General features: G+C 71.2%; 15 protein-coding genes. 7 read left to right on the top strand and 8 right to left on the bottom strand.

Annotated elements, in window-relative coordinates; all coding sequences use genetic code 11:
• Positions 1-2,052 (top strand): ribonucleotide reductase (locus RIF93_RS11880; RefSeq protein ID WP_309091572.1); only part of this gene is annotated, 2,052 nt, incomplete at its 5' end.
• Positions 2,053-2,138: 86 nt separating this feature from the next.
• Complete coding sequence (locus RIF93_RS11875) at positions 2,139-3,131, top strand: pentapeptide repeat-containing protein (RefSeq protein WP_309091570.1); 993 nt, start codon at positions 2,139-2,141, stop codon at positions 3,129-3,131.
• A 106-nt stretch (positions 3,132-3,237) separates the two neighbouring features.
• Here the strand turns inward: RIF93_RS11875 and aspS are convergent, their stop codons facing one another.
• On the bottom strand, positions 3,238-5,016 hold the full coding sequence (aspS, locus tag RIF93_RS11870) for an aspartate--tRNA ligase (protein ID WP_309091568.1): 1,779 nt from the start codon (positions 5,014-5,016) through the stop codon (positions 3,238-3,240).
• Between the two features lie 144 nt (positions 5,017-5,160).
• Here aspS and RIF93_RS11865 point away from each other — a divergent pair, with 144 nt between their 5' ends.
• Both RIF93_RS11865 and RIF93_RS11860 read left to right on the top strand, forming a co-directional pair.
• Positions 5,161-6,588, top strand: a complete 1,428-nt coding sequence (locus RIF93_RS11865; protein ID WP_375163876.1) for an amidohydrolase — start codon at positions 5,161-5,163, stop codon at positions 6,586-6,588.
• Positions 6,585-7,940, top strand: coding sequence for an amidohydrolase family protein (locus RIF93_RS11860; RefSeq protein ID WP_309091566.1), 1,356 nt, complete (start codon positions 6,585-6,587; stop codon positions 7,938-7,940). Before RIF93_RS11865 ends, RIF93_RS11860 begins: the two co-directional genes overlap by 4 nt.
• 19 nt (positions 7,941-7,959) lie before the next feature.
• Here the strand turns inward: RIF93_RS11860 and RIF93_RS11855 are convergent, their stop codons facing one another.
• The gene (locus RIF93_RS11855; RefSeq protein ID WP_309091564.1) at positions 7,960-9,297 is read right to left on the bottom strand and encodes a serine hydrolase domain-containing protein; all 1,338 of its coding nucleotides are present in this window, start codon (positions 9,295-9,297) and stop codon (positions 7,960-7,962) included.
• Positions 9,298-9,384: 87 nt separating this feature from the next.
• Between RIF93_RS11855 and RIF93_RS11850 the strand changes: the two genes are divergently transcribed.
• Complete coding sequence (locus RIF93_RS11850; protein WP_309091562.1) at positions 9,385-9,870, top strand: NAD(P)H-dependent oxidoreductase; 486 nt, start codon at positions 9,385-9,387, stop codon at positions 9,868-9,870.
• Here RIF93_RS11850 and RIF93_RS11845 read toward each other — a convergent pair.
• From RIF93_RS11845 to RIF93_RS11835, 3 genes are all read right to left on the bottom strand, one after another.
• Positions 9,867-10,550, bottom strand: coding sequence for a hypothetical protein (locus tag RIF93_RS11845; RefSeq protein ID WP_309091560.1), 684 nt, complete (start codon positions 10,548-10,550; stop codon positions 9,867-9,869). The two genes, RIF93_RS11850 and RIF93_RS11845, sit on opposite strands and share 4 nt — an antisense overlap.
• A gap of 115 nt (positions 10,551-10,665) precedes the next feature.
• Positions 10,666-11,007 carry a hypothetical protein gene (locus RIF93_RS11840; RefSeq protein WP_309091558.1) on the bottom strand — a complete coding sequence of 114 codons (342 nt, stop codon included), beginning with the start codon at positions 11,005-11,007 and terminating at the stop codon, positions 10,666-10,668.
• Positions 11,008-11,141: 134 nt separating this feature from the next.
• On the bottom strand, positions 11,142-11,744 hold the full coding sequence (locus tag RIF93_RS11835) for a glutathione S-transferase family protein (RefSeq protein ID WP_309091556.1): 603 nt from the start codon (positions 11,742-11,744) through the stop codon (positions 11,142-11,144).
• Positions 11,745-11,877: 133 nt separating this feature from the next.
• Here RIF93_RS11835 and RIF93_RS11830 point away from each other — a divergent pair, with 133 nt between their 5' ends.
• On the top strand, positions 11,878-12,090 hold the full coding sequence (locus RIF93_RS11830) for a hypothetical protein (protein ID WP_309091554.1): 213 nt from the start codon (positions 11,878-11,880) through the stop codon (positions 12,088-12,090).
• 108 nt (positions 12,091-12,198) lie between these two features.
• Here the strand turns inward: RIF93_RS11830 and RIF93_RS11825 are convergent, their stop codons facing one another.
• Positions 12,199-12,393, bottom strand: a complete 195-nt coding sequence (locus RIF93_RS11825) for a hypothetical protein (protein ID WP_309091552.1) — start codon at positions 12,391-12,393, stop codon at positions 12,199-12,201.
• Positions 12,394-12,967: 574 nt separating this feature from the next.
• Here RIF93_RS11825 and RIF93_RS11820 point away from each other — a divergent pair.
• On the top strand, positions 12,968-14,659 hold the full coding sequence (locus tag RIF93_RS11820) for a hypothetical protein (protein ID WP_309091551.1): 1,692 nt from the start codon (positions 12,968-12,970) through the stop codon (positions 14,657-14,659).
• Positions 14,660-14,760: 101 nt separating this feature from the next.
• Here the strand turns inward: RIF93_RS11820 and RIF93_RS11815 are convergent, their stop codons facing one another.
• Positions 14,761-15,507, bottom strand: a complete 747-nt coding sequence (locus RIF93_RS11815; protein WP_309091549.1) for a DUF6624 domain-containing protein — start codon at positions 15,505-15,507, stop codon at positions 14,761-14,763.
• A gap of 31 nt (positions 15,508-15,538) precedes the next feature.
• Positions 15,539-15,971 (bottom strand): acetyltransferase (locus RIF93_RS11810; RefSeq protein ID WP_375163875.1); only part of this gene is annotated, 433 nt, incomplete at its 5' end.

Genomic DNA, 15,971 nt, shown 5'->3' with positions numbered 1-15,971 from the left:
TGCGAGGGCGACGCCGAGGCCTGCGCCGACCCCTCGCGCAACGCCAGCCTGACCCGCGCCGCCGAGGCCGCCCGCGCCGCCGGCGCTTCCGACGCTATGATCCTGGAGGCCGTCGCGCTCGCCCGCGCCGGCGAGACCGCCTGGCCCGAGCCGCCGGCGACCGCCGCGCCTGCAGGGGCCGAGCTGATCGCCCGCTGGACCCCAGCCGACGAGGCCGCCGGCCGCGCGCTTGCCCGCTGCGCCTGGGCCACCGGCGCGGTGATCGTCGCCCGCGAACTCCCCGAGGCCGAGATCCTCGCCGGCTTCGCCGCCTGGCCCCGCGGCGGCGTCGACCTGACCGCCTTCTTCGGCGACGCCGGCTTCGACTGGGACGCCTTCGAAGGCGCCGTGCATCTGGCCGCCCTCGCGCTCGCGGCGACCGAGGAGCCCGCCCAGCTGGGCCTCGCCAACCTCGGCCCTTGGCTGGTCGCCCACGGGCACGACTACGACAGCGACGCCGGCCGCAAGGCAGCGCGCGACCTCTACGCCACCGCCCGGCGCGTGATCTCGGAGGCCGGCGTCGAGTGCCGCCTGGCCCTGCTGAACGATCCCGATCTCGCCCTGCGGCTGGGCGGCCGGCTGGACGCCACGCCATGGGCCGGCCCAGTCTCCGTCGCCGAGACCGCCGAGGGTGAGCCGGTCCGCGTGCTCTCCGACGCCGCCCTGCGCGCCTTCGGAGTCCTGGGCGTGGACCGGGCCGCCGCCGAGGCCGTCCTGCTCGGCCGCCGCAGCCTGGCCGACGCGCCGGGGCTGAGCGCCCAGGCGCTCGCCGCGCGCGGCTTCTCCGACCACGAGATCGCCGCCGTCGTGGCCGAGCTGCCCTTCGTCGGCCGCCTGCGCGACGCCTTCGCGCCCGCCGTGCTGGGCGACGGCTTCCTGCGCGATGTCCTGGGCGCGCGTCCCGACCAGCTGGAGGACCCCGCGCTAGACGTCCTGGCGCTCGCCGGCTTCACCGCGGAGGATGTCGCCGCGGCCGAGCGGCATGCGCTGGGCCTCGACAGCCTTTCCGACGCCGAGGCTGTCGATCCCGCCCACCAGCAGGTCCTCCGCCCCGCGGCCGAGATCCCGCCCGCCGCCCGCGAGGCCATGCTGCAGGCCCTGCGGCCCGCTCTGGACGTGCCGCCGGTGCTGGAGATCGCCCTTCCCTGGGCCGCCACGCCTGCCGACCTCCAGGCCGCCCTCGCCGGCGCCGCGACGGCCGTACGGCTGCGGCGCGAGGCGGCGCCCGCCGATGTGGTGCTGGACCTCCCAGCCGTCGCCGACCTGCCCGAGCGCCGCGAGGCCGCGCCCGAGCCGGAACGGCAGGAGCGCATCGTCGAGCGCATCGTCGAACGCGACCGCACCCGCCGGAAGCTCCCCGACCGCCGCAAGGGCTACATCCAGAAGGCCTCCGTCGGCGGCCACAAGGTCTACATCCACACCGGCGAGTACGACGACGGCGAGCTCGGCGAGATCTTCATCGACATGCACAAGGAAGGTGCGGCCTTCCGCTCGCTGATGAACAACTTCGCCATCGCGATCTCGATCGGCCTGCAGTACGGCGTTCCGCTCGACGAGTTCGTGGACGCCTTCGTCTTCACGCGCTTCGAACCCGCCGGCCCGGTCACCGGCAACGACCAGGTGAAGTCGGCGACCTCGATCCTCGACTACATCTTCCGCGAACTGGGCATCAGCTACCTGGGCCGGTCCGACCTCGCCAGCGCCGATCCGGGCGAGCTGAACGCCGACGGCCTGGGCCGCGGCAAGGCCGACGCCGCCGAGGGGACCGAAGAGGCCGAGATCGCGCCCCAGCCGGCCTCGCGCTTCATCTCCCGCGGCTTCTCACGCGGGTCCACGCCCGACAACCTGGTGTTCCTGCCCACCGCCAACCGCAATTCCGGCCCCGCCGTCCTGGATGCGGCCGAGGTCTGCGCCGCTTGCGGCGACATCGCCGTGGTGCGCAAGGGCCAGGCGATGATCTGCGACACCTGCGGCGCGCGCGCGGGGCGCCTCGGCGAGGATCAGACGGGCTAAACCCCTCAAAGTTACCGCGATTTAAGTGGTGTTCGCACAGCTTGCGGCGCACAGCTGACCGCGAAGTCCAAGAGGATTGCCCCGCAGTGACCAAGCGTTCGAACCGTCTGCTGACCGCCGCCGCCGCGTTTGTGGCGACCGCCGCCGTCGCGGGCCATGCCTTCGCCTTCGAGAAGGAGGTCGCCCGACAGAGGTCGTTCGGAGGCTCGTGCGTGAAGTGCGAACTGTCGGGCCGCAACATGGCCGGCGCCCGGATCGTCGGCGCCAACTTCTCGGGCGCCGCCCTGGTCGGCGCCAACCTGCGGGAAGCCCGCTTCCAGGCCTCCAGCTTCGAGGGCGCCGACCTCTCGCGCGCCGACCTGTCGGACGCCGGCATGAGCGGTGCGAACTTCTCGGGCGCCAACCTCTCCAGCGCCCGGCTCCGCGCCACCGAGGCCCACGGCGTGCACTTCGGCTCGGCCAACCTGACCCGCGCCGACTTCTCGGACGCCGACGCCACCGGCGCCAACTTCAAGAACGCTTCGATGGCCGGCGCCGTCCTGCGCAGCGCCGAGGTGCGCGGCGGCATGTTCGGCTCGGCCGATCTCACCAAGGCGATCTTCAACGACGCCGACACCACGGGCGCGAACTTCAGCCGCGCGATCCTGCGCAGCGCCAGCTTCCGCTCGGCCTCGCTCAAGGGCGCCATGCTCTCGAAGGTGGACGCCAGCGCCGCCAACTTCACCGACGCCGACCTGACGGGCGCGAACCTGTCCGGCGGACGCTTCATCAAGGCCTCGTTCCGCTCAGCCTCGCTCAAGGCCGCGATGCTCAGCGGCGGCAGCTTCGAGGGGGCGGACTTCCGCGACGCCGACCTGCAGCGCGCCGTCCTGCATGGCGTCGACCTTTCGGCCGCCAGGGGCCTGACCCAGGATCAGCTCGACGAGGCCTGCGCCGACGCGCGCACCAAGCTGCCGCCCGGCCTCTCGGGCAAGGCCTGCCACGGGGTGCGCATGATGGTGAAGCCGCACGCGCCGCGGCCGCCGGCGCCGCCCTCGCCGCCCGAAGCGCCGCGCTACTTCATCGCCATCGTGCCGTAGGCGTTGGAGCTTCCGCGCAAGCGGAGGCTCCGTCTTTCCGGCGCCAAGACCACGCAGAACTGGGCGGCGGAACGGGGAACGCCCGGGCGCTCCCCATCCAAGACCCCTAAGCCTTGATCGGCGGCGCCAGCCGGATGTGCAGCTCCTTCAGCTGCTTCTCGGCCACCTCCGACGGCGCGTTCATCAGCAGGTCCTGGCCCTGCTGGTTCAGCGGGAAGGCGATCACCTCGCGGATGGCCGTCTGGCCGGCCAGCAGCATGACGATGCGGTCGATGCCCGGCGCCAGCCCGCCGTGCGGCGGGGCTCCGTGCCGGAACGCGTTCAACATGCCGCCGAACTGCTCCTCGACCACCTCGGGACCGTAGCCCGCGATCTCGAAGGCGCGGATCATGATCTCGGGCAGGTGGTTCCGGATCGCGCCCGAGCACAGCTCGTAGCCGTTGCAGACGATGTCGTACTGGTAGGCCAGGATCTCCAGCGGATCCTTGGTGTTCAGCGCTTCCAGCTCGCCCTGGGGCATTGAGAAGGGGTTGTGCGAGAAGTCGACCCGCTTCTCCTCCTCGTTCCACTCGAACATCGGGAAGTCGACGATCCAGACGAACTCGAAGCGGTTCTCGTCGATCAGGCCCAGGTCCGTGCCAACCTTGGTCCGCGCCGAGCCGGCGAACTTGTAGAAGACCTTCGGATCGCCCGCGACGAAGAACGCCGCGTCGCCCTTGCCCAGGCCCAGCTGGCCCATGACGGCGTCGGTCTTCTCCGCGCCCAGGTTCTTGGCGATCGGGCCGCCCCAGCCGCCCTGGTCTTCCGACCAGAAGATGTAGCCCAGGCCCGGCTGGCCCTCGCCCTGGGCCCAGCTGTTCATCCGGTCGCAGAAGGCCCGGCTTCCGCCCTTCGGGCCGGGGATGGCCCAGACCGCGTTCTTGGCGTCTTCCAGAATGCGCGCGAACAGGCCGAAGCCGCCGCCGCGGAAGTGCTCCGAGACGTCCTGCATCACGAGCGGGTTGCGCATGTCCGGCTTGTCGGTGCCGTACTTGGCGATCGCCTCGCGGTACGGGATGCGCGGGAACGGGTACGGCGTCACCGGCTTGCCGTTCGCGAACTCCTCGAAGACGCCGTGCATGACGGGCTCGATGGCCGCGAACACGTCCTCTTGCGTCACGAAGCTCATCTCGACGTCGAGCTGGTAGAACTCCAGGCTGCGGTCGGCCCGCAGGTCCTCGTCGCGGAAGCACGGCGCGATCTGGAAATAGCGGTCGAAGCCCGCGACCATCAGCAGCTGCTTGAACTGCTGCGGCGCCTGCGGCAGCGCGTAGAACTTCGAGGGATGCAGGCGCGAGGGCACCAGGAAGTCGCGCGCGCCTTCCGGCGACGAGGCCGTCAGGATCGGCGTCTGGTACTCCAGGAAGCCCTGCTCGATCATCCGGTTGCGGATCGAGTGGATGACCTTCGAACGCAGGACGATGTTCTTGTGCAGGGTCTCGCGGCGCAGGTCGAGGAATCGGTTCTTCAGCCGGATCTCTTCCGGATAGTCCGGCTCGCCGAACACCGGCAGCGGGAGCTCGGCCGACTCGGACAGGATGTCCACCTTGCGCACCACCACCTCGACCTCGCCGGTCGGCAGGTTCGCGTTCACCGTCTCGGCCGAGCGGGCGACCACCTCGCCGTCCACGCGGATCACGCTCTCGGCGCGGACGTGCTCGACCAGGTCGAAGCCGGGCGTCGACGGGCTGACGACCAGCTGGGTCAGGCCGTAGTGGTCGCGCAGGTCGATGAAGATCAGGCCGCCGTGGTCCCGCTTGCGGTGGACCCAGCCGGAAAGGCGGACTTGCGAGCCCGTGTCGGAAGCGCGGAGTTGGCCGCAGGTATGGGTGCGGTAGGCGTGCATGAAATGAGGCGGAAATCGGCTGTTTTGCGAGGCGCGGAAGGGCGCATGCGCGTCCCGGCTTGTCAAGCACGGCGGCGGGCCCGCGGCGCTTGACGGGAAGCGCGCGCACCCCTCAACTCGCCGCGGGAAAGTTCGGGGGTCCGAGTGCCACACATCGTAAGGGCCGCGCTTGCGGCCAGCCTGGCGGCGAGCCTCGCCGCTTGCGCCACCACGCCGGAGGCCGGCGACAAGCCCGCAGCCGCGGCCCGCAAGCCGTTGCCGCGCGGCCTGGAGGCCGGCGCCGACGCCTTCGCCAGCACCTACCGGCCCCTGCCCGGCCGCCCGACGGCGATCGTCGGCGCGAATGTGCTGACCGGGACCGGCGCGCAGATCGAGAACGGCATGGTGCTGATGCGCGACGGCCGCATCGAGGCGGTCGGTCCGGCCGCCACCCCGCCGGCCGGCTACGACGTGGTCGACGCCCGCGGCCGCTGGGTGACCCCCGGCGTGATCGACGCCCACTCCCACCTGGGCGCCGGCGCCTCGCCCCAGGTTCCGGCCCACTCCGACATCAACGAGGCGACCGAGCCGAACACCGCCCAGGTCTGGGTCGAGCACTCGGTCTGGCCGCAGGATCCCGGCTTCAATCTCGCCCGCTCGGGCGGGGTCACCACCCTGCATATCCTCCCGGGCTCGGCGAACCTCTTCGGCGGCCGGGGCGTCACCCTGCGCAACGTGCCGGCCCGCACGACCCAGGCCATGAAGTTCCCGGCGGCGCCGCACACGCTGAAGATGGCCTGCGGCGAGAACCCCAAGCGCCTCTACGGCGGCCGCAACCGCCAGCCCTCCACGCGGATGGGCAACATGGCCGGCTACCGGTCCGGCTGGATCGCGGCGGCCGAGTACAGCCGCAAGTGGGACGAGTACCGCACCAAGTCCGAGAACGGCGAGAAGGCCGATCCGCCCAAGCGCGACCTGGCGCTCGACACCCTGGCCGGCGTGCTGAGGGGCGAGATCCTGGTGCAGAACCACTGCTACCGGGCCGACGAAATGGCGCTGATGATCGATGTGGCCAAGGAGTTCGGCTACAAGATCACCGCCTTCCACCACACCACCGAAGGCTACAAGATCGCCGACCTGCTGGCGCAGAACGACATCTGCGCGGCCACCTGGGCGAACTGGTGGGGCGGCAAGCTCGAGCAGCTCGACGCCATCGAGGCCAACGCGCCGCTGATCCACGCGGCCGGCGGTTGCGCGATCATCCACTCGGACGATCCCGACCTGATCCAGCGCCTGAACCAGGAGACGGCCGAGGCGCTCGCCGCCGGCCGCGACGCCGGCCTGCAGATCAGCGAGGCCGAGGCCATCAAGTGGATCACGGCGAACCCGGCCAAGGCGCTGGGCATCCTTAAGGAGACCGGCACGCTCGAGCCCGGCAAGCGCGCCGACGTGGTGCTCTGGGACAAGAATCCCTTCTCGGTCTACGCCCGCGCCCAGCGCGTCTGGATCGACGGCGGCGTCGCCTACGACCGCGACCAGCCGGCCCTGCAACCGAAGTCGGACTTCGAGATCGGCCTGGGAGGCCTGCGATGAGACGCCCCGCCGCCGCCCTCGCGGCCCTCCTGGCGCTCGGCGCCACATCCGCTCAGGCCGCCACCGTGGCCATCACCAACGCCCGCATCCTCACCGCCGGCCCGCAGGGCGAGATCGCTCAGGGAACGGTCGTCGTGCGCGACGGCAAGATCGCCGCGGTCGGCCCTTCCGTCGCCGTGCCGGCGGGCGCCCAGGTGCTCGACGCCAAGGGCGGCGTCGTGGCGCCCGGCTTCGTGGCCGCCAACAGCCTGCTGGGCGCGATCGAGATCGGCCAGATGCGCAGCGAGGCCACGGTCGACAATCCCGAGCTCAGCGCGGCGTTCGACATCCAGTACGCCCTGAACACCGACAGCTTCCTGATCCCCGTGGCCCGTCTTGGCGGGATCACCACCGCGGTAGTCACCCCTCGCCCGGCCTCGCCCGGCGGCGGCGGAGACGACGGTCACGGCCACACCGCGGTCGACGATCTCACCGCCGGCGGCGGGGCGTCCGAGAACACCCACGAGATCTTCTCGGGCCAGGCGGCGGTGATCCAGCTCGGCCAGAACATGGACCCGTTGCTGAAGGCCAAGGTGGCCATGGTCGCCCCCTTCGGCGACCGCGGCGCCCAGCTGGCCGGCGGCGCACGCGGCGCCCAGATCGTGCTGCTCAAGACCATCCTGCAGGACGTGCGCGCCTATCGGGCCAACCGCGCCGCCTACGAGCGCGCCGGCTATCGCGACCTTTCCCTGTCCAAGGCCGACCTCGAGGCGCTGATCCCGGTGGTGGAAGGCCGCATGCCGCTGGTCGCGGTGGCCAACCGCGCGTCCGACATCCGCGCCATCCTGAAGCTGGCCCGCGAGGAGAACCTCAAGGTCGTGATCTCTGGCGCGGCCGAGGGTTGGCGCGTGGCCTCGGAACTGGCGCAGGCCGGCGTGCCGGTGATCGTCAACCCGATCCAGGACCGCCCCGTCAGCTTCGAGGCCCTGGGCTCGACGCTCGAGAACGCCGCCCGGCTGCAGGCCGCGGGCGTCACCGTCATCCTTGAGGGCCAGGGCGGCGCCCACCGCGCCCACGAGACCCGCTACAACGCCGGCAACGCCGTGGCCTACGGGATGCCCTACGACGCGGCGCTGAAGGCGGTGACCATCAACCCCGCCCGCGTGTTCGGCGTTGCGAACCGCGTGGGCTCGCTGGAGCCGGGCAAGGACGCCGATCTGGTCGTCTGGTCCGGCGATCCCTTCGAGCCGCTGTCCCGGCCGCACATGATCCTGGTCCGCGGCGAGCCCCAGCCGCTGACCTCGCGCCAGATCGAACTGCGCGACCGCTACAAGGACCTCAACCGCAGCTACCCGCCGGCCTACAGCAAGTAGGCCGGCGAGAGCTTCGCCGTCACTTCTGGGGGTTCACCAGCGCCTGGTAGGTCAGCGTCCGCGCGGCCGCGCCCAGGTCGTCGCCGCCCGAGCCGCCCAGGCGCTGGATCATGCCTACGAACACCACGTCGTTCGTCGGATCCACCCAGAACCAGGTCCCGGCCGCCCCGCCCCAGCTCATCGAGCCCTTGCCTTCCAGGCTGCCCGCGGCGCGGGGGTCGTTGACGACCATGAAGTCCAGGCCGAAGCCCACCGCCTCGTTGAAGCGCGACCCCGTCGTGCCGTTCGACGAGACCAGCACGTCCTTGGGGATCATGTTGGTGCCCATCATCTCCACCGAGGCGGGCGACAGGATCCGCACGCCGTCCAGCTCGCCCTTGTTGGCGATCATCTGGGCGAAGCGGGCGTAATCCATGGTCGTCGAAACAAGGCCGCCGCCGCCGGAATCCCACGCCGGCGCGTCCAGATAGGTCGGCATCGGATTGCCGAAGATCTGCTTGGCTTCCTCGACCTTCTTGGTGTCGCGGTTGAAGTAGTAGACGGGCGCCAGCCGCGAAGCCTTCGCCGCCGGCACGTAGAACGCCGTGTCGTTCATCCGCAGCGGCTTGAAGATCCGCTGCTCCATGAACTGGCCCAGCGTCATCCCGGTCATCTTCTCGACGATGTAGCCCTGGATGTCGACGGCGACGGAGTAGCGCCATTGCGTCCCCGGCTGCGACACCAGCGGGATCTGCGCCACCCGCTCGATCATCGCCTGCGACGTCGGCGCGCTCAGCACCTCCTTCTCGCGGAACATCTTGTCGACGGGGTGGTCGTCCTGGAGGCCGTACCCGAAGCCCGCCGTGTGGGCCATCAGCTCGCGCATGGTTGGCGGCCGCTTCAGGTCCTCCAGGATCGGCTTGCCGTTGCCGTCCACGCCCTTCAGCACCTTCAGGTTCTTGAACTCGGGCACATGGCGGGTGACCGGGTCGTCCAGGCGCCAGCGGCCTTCCTCGAACAGGATCATCATCGCGACGCCGGTGACCGGCTTTGTCATCGAATAGATCCGGAAGATGGTGTCCGGCGTCATCGGCGGCCCGCCGAAGCTCTTCGATCCGTGGGTCTTGAACGACACCACCTTGCCGTCACGGGCGAGGAAGGTGGTCATGCCCGGCACGCGCCCCTCGGCCACCACCCTGGCCATGTAGGCGTCCAGCTTGGCCAGCCGTTGCGAATCGAACCCGGCCGCCTCGGGCGCGACCGTCTGGGTCAGCTCCAGCGCCGGCGCCTTGCGCGAGCCCTGCGCGAACCCCGACTGCGGCGCCAGCACCAGCGCGAGCGCCGTCATGGCCGCGGCGTAGCGGCGGGTCATGGTCATGGAAGCCTCCCCTCGAACTTTCGGTTTGTTTCGCCCGAGATTAGGGGGCCGTTTCCCGCTGGCAAGCGCAACCGCTACGGTGCGCCCATGAAGCGCCTCCTGATCGTCTGGCACTCCCGCACCGGCGCCGCCCGCAGCATGGCCGAGGCCGCCGCAGACGCCGCCCGCGCCGAGGCCGAGGTTGTGCTCCGCCGCGCCGCCGAGGCCGTCCCGGACGACGTCCTCGCGGCCGACGGCTACCTCTTTGTCTGCCCGGAGAACCTCGCCTCCATGTCCGGCGAGATGAAGGAGTTCTTCGACCGCACCTACTACTCCTGCCTGGAGCGCCTGAACGGCCGCCCCTACGCGGCCCTGATCGCCGCCGGCTCCGATGGGGCGAACGCCGCCCGCCAGCTCGCCCGCATCGCCACCGGCTGGCGCCTCAAGCCGATCGCCGAGCCGCTGATCGTCTGCACCCACGCCCAGACGCCCGAGGCCATCGCCGCGGAAAAGCGCCTGACCGACGCCCAGCTCCAGCCCTGCCGCGACGTGGGCCAGGCCCTCGCCGCCGGGCTTGCGATGGGGTTGTTCTAGGCCGCCGCCCGTCGGCGCGTCGGCCGCGAGACGGCCATCCACCAGGCCAGCGCCCCCAGAGCCGCGAACGGCGGGATCATCAGCAGAGGCGAGCCCTGCACCGCCTGCGGGAACTCGTCCTGCTGGCCCAGGAAGAACGAGCCGGCCGCCACGAACAGCGCCAGGCACATGCGCCAGATGTGCCGCCGCAGCCGCGCATAGCCCATCAGTCCGCCCCGCGCGGCCACCGACAGGTCGCTGGCGACCGCGATCGCCGCCAGCGTCGCGAAGACATAGTAGATGGTCGCCCCATTCCCGGACGTGGGATCGCCGTCCTGCAGCCCCTCAGGGCTCGCCGCCTGGGCGCCGAACGTCAGCCCCGCGGCGATCAACGCCACGGGCGCCAGCGTCGCCCAGCGCTCCCACGGCCCCAGCGGCCCGGCGGGCCGCCGCACCACGGCCCAGGCCGTCCCTACCAGGTATAGCGTGAAGACCGCCGCGATGGTGTTCAGCCGCTGCTGGCCGGTAGCCGCCATCACGGCTGCGAAGCCCGCCATCACCAGCATCGAGACGAAGAACACGGTCCCGGCCCGTCCGTGCGCCGTCCCGCCCTTGCGGACCGACAGCGCCCAGAAGCCGGCGACGATGGCGACGCAGCCGGCCGCCACATGGATCAGGACAGGAAGCGCATACAGGTTCATGGCCCAAGGCTAGGGCCGCCCCGCATCCGCGCCCATGACCCCAGGCGCCGACCTCATGATCCTCGGCGCCAGGGCAAGGGCCCCCGGATCGCTCCGGAGGCCCTCAGCCGATCAGTTACCAGCGATAGTCGCCGCCGTAGTAGCCGCCGCGGTCGTAGCGATCGTAGCGGTCGTACCGGTCATAGCGATGGCCGTAGCGGTGGCCGCGCCGATTGTCGTAGCGGTCCCATTGGTCGGGACGCCCGTCGCGGTCGCGGTCGCGGTTCCACTCGCGGCGGTCCGGAATGCCGTCGCGGTCCGAGTCGCGATCGCGGGCATAGCGGTAGTCCCGCTCGTAGCCGTAGCCGTAACGCGGGCCGTCGTCGTAGCGGTAGTAGCCATAGGGCTGGGCCGCGGCGGCGCCGGCCGTGACGAGCGCGGCGGCGGCCACGGCGGCGCCCAGGATGAGCTTCTTCATGCGGATCTCCTCGGGGTCGTGGGGGAAACGGCCCTGGAGACCCAAGCTAAGCCTCCCTCCCTGAACGCCGCCGCCGCGCCCCGTTCAGCCGCCGTTTAGGGAGATGAACTTGGCCGTAGCGCCCGCCGCCCCGGCTAGGCCGCCGGCTGGTACGGGCAGAGCGGCCGAGCCTGCAGGCGCTCGACATAGGCCGTGACGTTCGCCAGATCGCCCGTCATCCCCTGCCACCCGGCCCAGCAGACCGCATAGCCGACGAAGATGTCGGTCAGCGAGAAACGGTCGTCGACCATCCAGTCCCGCCCGCCCAGGTGGGCGTCCAGCACCGCCAGCCCCCGCTTGGCCGCCGCCTCGTTCTGCGGATAGACGGCCGGCACCCGCTCCGCCTCGGGGAGCAGGAACAGGTTGCGGGCGGTGTGCCAGAGGAAGGCCTCGATCTCCGCCAGCGTGAACGCCACCCACTGGTCGTGCAGGGCCCGAGACCAGGTCCCCGACGGCGCGACGAGACCCGCCTGCGGATGGCTGTCGGCCAGCCAGTTGCAGATGGCGGCGCTCTCGAACAGCGGCCGCCCCTCGTCGCGCAGCGCCGGCAGCTTGCTCAGCGGGTGGATCTCGGCCAGCTCCGGCATGGCGAACACCTCGGGCCCGGCGACGCTCTCGAACGGCAGCCCCAGCTCCAGCAGCGTCCAGCGCACGCGGGCCGAGCGGGTTGGGTTCAACTCATAGAGGGTGATCGACATAGTCGGCCGTTCCTTCTGCGGCGGCCGCAGGCGGCGGCCTCGCAAAGGACGAACGGGACGCGCCCGCGCCGACACGACCCCGCCGGGGCGTCTCGATTGGGAACGGGCGAGCCCAGGCGCTGTTTTCACCCGCATGAACAAGCAGGATCCGGGTCACCTCTATAATGAACCCCTCAGGACCACGCATGTCGGCAAGGCCGTCGTGATCCTCGGTCCCGACGCCGTGGCGATTTCCATGACGCCCGAGGCGGCGCGCGACTCCGCCCGTCTCCTGATCGAGGCCGCCGAACAGGCCGAACGGTCGAACGGCCCCGACGCCCCGCTGATGCCTATCGAACAGGGCTGACCGGCCTCGCCCGGACGCCTCAGCCGCTCCGGCGGCCGCGCAGGTACAGGATCGCGCCCACCAGCACCGCCATCGGCAGCATCAGCATGACCGTGCCGACGAGCTGCATCATTGGCCCGACCCCAACGGATTGGCGGCCTGGGCCGCGCGGCGCCCGTGGAGCCGCTCGCGCTCTTCGCGCAGCCGCAGGTTCTCGGCGCTCAGGTCCTGCACGTCGCGCTCCAGCTGCGCCACGCGCTGCTTCAGGTAGGCGTTCTCGCGCGCCAGTTCGGCTGGCGAACGGTCGCTCGGCGCCCCGCTCACCGCCGCCTCGCCAAGGCGGGGGCCAGCACACGCACCGCGGGCGGCAGCACGAACGCCGCCGCCACGCCCAGGGCGGAGATCAGGAACAGAATGGACATGAGGGATGTCTCAAGGGACGCCACGTCGACCATGATCGGACCGCGCGCCTAGCGGCACAGGATGCGACGGCGTCGGGAGAGATATAGGCGCTCTACGGTCCCGATGACAGGGGCGACGGCGGGCGGCCGCCCCGATCCCGCAATTGATTGAAGCCGAGCGGAACCCTCACGTCGGGGCGACGTTTGCCTGACAGCTGCGGCCCTACGCCCCCCGACGACGCCGCAGCCCCAGCCCCCGGCGCATTGCGCCGGGGGCTTCTCTTTTGGGGCGCGGCCTGGACGTCGTTTCGATGGTGCTCGTGAGGGCGGGGTCCGACTGGCTCATCCAGGCTTCGCACAACACGCGCCTCGCCTGAGACATCCGGGCGACGAGCCCCATCTGTCCAAAGCTTAACTTCACTTCCTCCGATCGTAGGACCAGCCTCGTGCGACGTTAGGGTGGCGCGATGGTCCGAATTCTTTGCCTCCTCATCGGGATGATCGCTCTCGCTCATCCCAGAGCTGCGCGAGCATCGCCGCCGACGCCCGTCCTCTACGAGGTCGCGCCCGTCGTGGAATCCGGACAGCTCACGTCGCTGGCCGTGAAGCTTACCTTCGAGGCCGACGAGAGCGGCGTCACGACGCTGCGGCTTCCCGACGGCTATGGCTCGGGCCGGGACTTCTGGAAGAACGTCCGCGACCTGGAGGTATCCGGCGCCCGCGTCGTCGACACCTCAGAGCCGGGCCTACGCAAGCTGCAGGCGCGCGGCGGGCGCCGCATTGCAGTGCGCTACCGGATCGTGTCGCCCCTGTCCGGCGAGCCGCGGATCGAGGATGCGAGCACCTACCAGCCGGTGATCCGCCCGCGCTGGTTCTATGCGGTCGGTTCGGCGCTGTTCGCCCTGCCGTACGCGCGCGACGACGCCCCGGCGCGGTTCGTCTGGAACGGCGGCCGCATCGGCATGCCGGCGGCGTCGGACCTCCAGGCCGACCGGGGCGAATTCGGCAGTCTGAGCGGCGCCATCACCCTGCGCGACGTCCGCAACAGCGCGCTCGTGGGCGGCTGGGACCTGTCGATCATTCGGTCGGGCGTCGTGCGTGTCGCCAGCATCGGTGCGTTTCGGTTCGACATGGCCGAGGCGGCGCAACTGTCCGAGCGCATCGTCACCGCCCAGACGGCCTTTTGGGGCGACCGCCCTCGTCCGTTCCTCATCACCATCGTGCCCCACCATGCGTCCTCGCCGCTCTCCACGTCGTGGCAGGGCACGGGCCGCTCCGGCGGCTTCGCCACGCGCCTGACACCCAACGTGGAACTACGCGATCTGACGTTCTTCTTCGCCCACGAGAACTTCCATCGCTGGAACTCATCCGCGCTGGGCGGCCAGGGGTCCGACGGCCGGCCCGGATTCTGGTTCAGCGAGGGTTTCACCGACTTCTTCGCCCTTCGCCTCATGGTGCGGTCCGGGGTGATGTCCCCCCACGACTTCGCCGACGTCTGGAACGGGATGCTGGCGGCCTACGCGGCCTCCCCGGCGCGGACGCTGCCAAACGGCGAGATCGCGGCGAGGTTCTGGACCGACCCGCACGCCAAGCGGATGGCCTATCAGCGCGGCGCCCTCCTGGCGGCGCTGTGGGACTGGAAGATCCGTCGCGAGCGCGGCGGCGCCCTGAGCCTGGACGACCTCCTGCGCGCCCAGCGACGCGCCGTGGCCGCTCGCGACCCTTCCGATCAGACCCCCGCCTTCGTCCTCTTCCCGAAGATCGCGGCCGCCCACGACGTCGACCTGACCGCCGACATCGCCCGGTATCTGGACCGGGGCGAACCGATCGAGCTGCCGGCCGACGTCTTCGGTCCCTGCGCCACGGTCCAATGGCGGGAGCAACCGGATTATGACCGAGGCTGGGACGTGGCCGCCACGAGCCGGGCCGGCGGCGTCGTCACGGGCCTGCGCGAAGGCTCTCCAGCCTGGCGCGCGGGGCTCCGGAACGGCATGCGGCTCCTCGAGCGGATTGCAGGCCGGCCTGAGGATTCGAGTGTCGAGGCCGCCGTCCGGGCCCGAGCTGGCGACGGGACCGAGCAGATCTACCGCTTCAAGCCCGAAGGCCGCGGCCGTGTCAGTCTGCAGCACATGACGCTGACGGACCTGGGCGCCGGACCCCGTTGTCGAGAGCCCGGCGCCGGCTTCTAAGGCGCGCGCCGGCTGGCGACTGCGGCCAGCGATGCGCGATAAGCGCAACGGTGGCGCGTCCGCCCGCTCCGCTCGCCCGCCAGACGGCGTGGCGCTCCGCCTCAGCAGGGCCGCCCGACGCCCAGTCGGGTCTTGTATTCCTCGAGCGGCCCCAGCCCGACCGACCGCCGCCACTCGTCGACCTTGGACGCGTCCTCCAGCGTGTGCAGCGTCGTGACCCCGTTCTCGCAGGACGCCTGGCTGCCATAGCGCTGCGGCCGGCCGGCGAACACCTCCAGGCGGTCGTACAGCAGCGCGAAGTCGGCCCCGCGGACCTCGCCGATCTTGGCCAGCGGCTCCATGCGCTTCAGCACCTCCTGCTGGAACGCGCGGTCCTGGGAGTGCTGGACGATCAGCCAGGCGTTGCGCGCGGTCTCGTCGCCGTCGCGGCTTATCCGGAACCATCCGTCGGCGGGCAGCACCCCCTTCAGATAGCGCGTGTTGTCCTCGTCCATCGGCGCCAGTTCGCGGCCTAGCTCCCGTATCGCCGCCCGCTTCTCCTCGAGCGAGGCGTCAGCCTGCATGATCGCGCCGATCCCGCGCCGCCCGGCCTGGTCCAGCCTCACCCGTCGGGCCAACTCCTCGGCCACGGATGACGCCGGCGCCAGCCCCCGCTGCGCCGCCTGCTCCTTGCGCAGCTCAGCAAACCCCAGCTCGATCAGGCGGCTGGCGCCCGCCTGCGCCGCCGCCGGAGCCTCCTGGGCGTCCGCCGGCGAGGCCTGCGGAACGATCGCGGCGAAGACGAGCAGCACGCCGCACAGCCGGCGCGCCCGCCGAGGCGGACCGAAAGATGGGTGGCGGACGATCATGCCGACGGCTCCAGCTTCGCAGGCGCCCAGCTTAGCGCTCGCGGCGGCCGGCGAGTAGATCGAGGCGCAGGTGGATCAGCGGATACGGCCTGCCGGCGCCGTCGCGGTCGGAGCGGCCCGTCGGCACGAACCCCAGGCGCCTGTAGAAGCCGACGGCCTGCGCGTTCTGCTCGTTCACGTCGCAGGTCAGCTCGCCGTGCAGGCTGAAGGCGTGCGCGACGAAGGCCCGGCCGACGCCCGCGCCGCGGTGATCCGGATCAAGGAACAGCGCATCCATGTGGCTTCCCGACAGCCCCATGAACCCCACGATCTTCCCGGCCTCCCCGACCCCCACCCAGAGCCTGGCGGCCGGGATATAGGCCTGCACCTCCCGGTCGATGGCCGCGCGGTCCTCCGGGCTCAGGAAGTCGTGCGTGGCGTCCACCGACGCCCGCCAGATCTGAAGCAGCCGGTCCGCATCCGCG

It is taken from the genome of Phenylobacterium sp. (genome assembly GCF_031181185.1).
In the GTDB taxonomy this organism is placed as follows: domain Bacteria; phylum Pseudomonadota; class Alphaproteobacteria; order Caulobacterales; family Caulobacteraceae; genus Phenylobacterium.
The sequence above is the reverse complement of the archived record's forward strand: the minus strand, read 5'-3'. Positions and strand labels throughout refer to the sequence as shown.